Here is a 2,029-nt window from a genome sequence, read left to right as displayed (position 1 = left end):
GACGTTAAACTAAAACGCTTGTGGATTCGGTCTGACGGGGGCATAGTCTTCCGATTGTGTCTAGTTAAGAGGAGTAGAAGCAAGAATCTCCAGTCACAGCGTAGCTTGACGGCGAGAGTGTCAATAACTGTTGACTGTTGAATGGGAAAAGACTGTGGATATTCGCTTAATCGTTGTTGATGTGGATGGAACGATCGCCGGTGATAACAATCAGGTTAATCCAGCTGTGGTGCAAGCTGTCTCGGCCGTCCAAAAAAAGGGAATTCCCGTCGCTATTGGCACTGGTAGGATGTACCGCTCGGCTTTACGTTTTCATAAACGCCTTAAATCCACTTTACCTTTAATTGCTTACAATGGCGCTTGGATTCAAGATCCTGTTTCCCAAGTTCACTATCGACATACTCCCATTTCCCCCGACTTGGCGATCGATCTTTTAGATTATCTCGAACAACCCCAATGGAAAGAGAAAATCTCCCTTAATTTTTATATGGACGATGTGCTTTATGTGCGGCAATTAAACGCGGAAACGGAATTCTATCGGCAGCGATCGGGTATTATTGCCGAAGCAGTGGGAGATTTACGCAAAGTTGCCCACAAAACTACTAAAATCCTGGCCATGGCGGAAGATAAGCAATTTATCGCCGAGATTTGGCATCATTTACAGCAACGCTATCAAAATCAAGATTTATACTTTACCCAATCGAGTCCGACTTTTTTTGAAGTTACCCACGTTGAGGCCACTAAGGGAAGCGCCACCCAATTTTTGGCCGAAGATATCCTAGGATTACAACCGAAAAACGTCATGGCGATCGGTGATAATTTTAATGATGTTTCTATGCTCACCTACGCGGGTGTCGGTGTCGCCATGGGTAATGCTCCCCAAGCCGTTAAGGATCAAGCCGATTGGGTTGCCCCTAGTGTAGACTTAAATGGGGTTGCCGTGGCCTTGGAAAAGTTTGTTTTAATTTGAGGAATTGGGAAGTGGGGAATTGGGGAATGGGGAGACCACTTCGTGCGCGTTGCGGGGGGGAATTCAACTAAAACCCTACAACCCTACAACCCTAAAACCCCAACACCCTAAAACCCTAAAACCCTAAAACCCTTTTCACCGAGAAAATTATGACTATTGATACGCAAACTGTTACGATTCCTAACAAAGATATTGACATAGATGCCTATTTAGCCATTCCCGATCGGGTGGAAATTTATCCGGCAATTATCGTGATTCAGGAAATATTCGGCATAAACGACCATATTCGCGATGTCACCCGCAGAATTGCCCAAGAAGGCTATATAGCGATCGCTCCTGCCATTTATCAGCGATTCGCTCCGGGTTTTGAAACGGGGTACAGTATGGAAGATATACAAATCGGTCGTCAGTACAAAGAACAAACCAAAGCAGCCGAATTAATCAGCGATATCCAAGCCACCATCGATTATCTTTATAGTTTGCCACAGGTGAAAAAAACTGGTGTCGGCACGATCGGTTTTTGTTTTGGTGGTCATGTGGTTTATCTTGTCTCCACTCTAGAGGATATCAAAGTTAGTGCCTCTTTTTACGGTGCAGGAATCACCACGGGAACCCCCGGTGGTGGCAAAGCGACGGTGCAAGTGACTCCCCAAATCAAAGGGACAATCTACGCATTTTTCGGGATGTTAGATGCGAGTATTCCTCAAAAGCAAGTGGATGAGATAGAAAACGAATTAACCCGTTATCAAATCCCCCATCGAGTTTTCCGCTATGAAAATGCCGACCATGGCTTTTTCTGCGACCAAAGAGCTAGTTATAATGCTAATGCGGCCAAATCTGCTTGGGATCATGTACTAGAGTTATTTAGCCTTCTTAAATCTTAATGGTCTGACTCCTCAAGCTTCAGCTTACCAAAATTTTGGGTTAAAGCCCCGTCCTTTTAGGACGGCTTGATGTTAGAATAAAACTGGTTTGAATCCCCTGAGTGGGCGGTAGTGAATGGCTCGATTGAGTTGAACCCTTGAACTCGAAAGTCTGCATAAGAGACAAAAAGGGAGG

The 2,029-nt window shown here is 44.9% G+C and carries 2 protein-coding genes; both read left to right on the top strand.

Translation table 11 applies throughout. The features are described 5' to 3' along the window. Positions 1 to 154: 154 nt before the first annotated feature. Positions 155 to 970 carry a Cof-type HAD-IIB family hydrolase gene (locus BGL89_RS06785; protein ID WP_286825046.1) on the top strand — a complete coding sequence of 272 codons (816 nt, stop codon included), beginning with the start codon at positions 155 to 157 and terminating at the stop codon, positions 968 to 970. A gap of 149 nt (positions 971 to 1,119) precedes the next feature. After that, on the top strand, positions 1,120 to 1,854 hold the full coding sequence (locus BGL89_RS06780) for a dienelactone hydrolase family protein (RefSeq protein ID WP_286825040.1): 735 nt from the start codon (positions 1,120 to 1,122) through the stop codon (positions 1,852 to 1,854). Positions 1,855 to 2,029: the final 175 nt, after the last annotated feature.

The organism is Microcystis sp. LSC13-02 (assembly GCA_002282935.1).
In the GTDB taxonomy this organism is placed as follows: Bacteria; Cyanobacteriota; Cyanobacteriia; order Cyanobacteriales; family Microcystaceae; genus Microcystis.
This window is presented reverse-complemented; position numbering and strand designations above follow the sequence as displayed.

What these genes read in the sequence shown, in the direction of transcription:
- BGL89_RS06780 (WP_286825040.1), top strand. Translation starts at nt 1,120, where the DNA reads ATGACTATTGATACGCAAACTGTTACGATTCCTAACAAAGATATTGAC.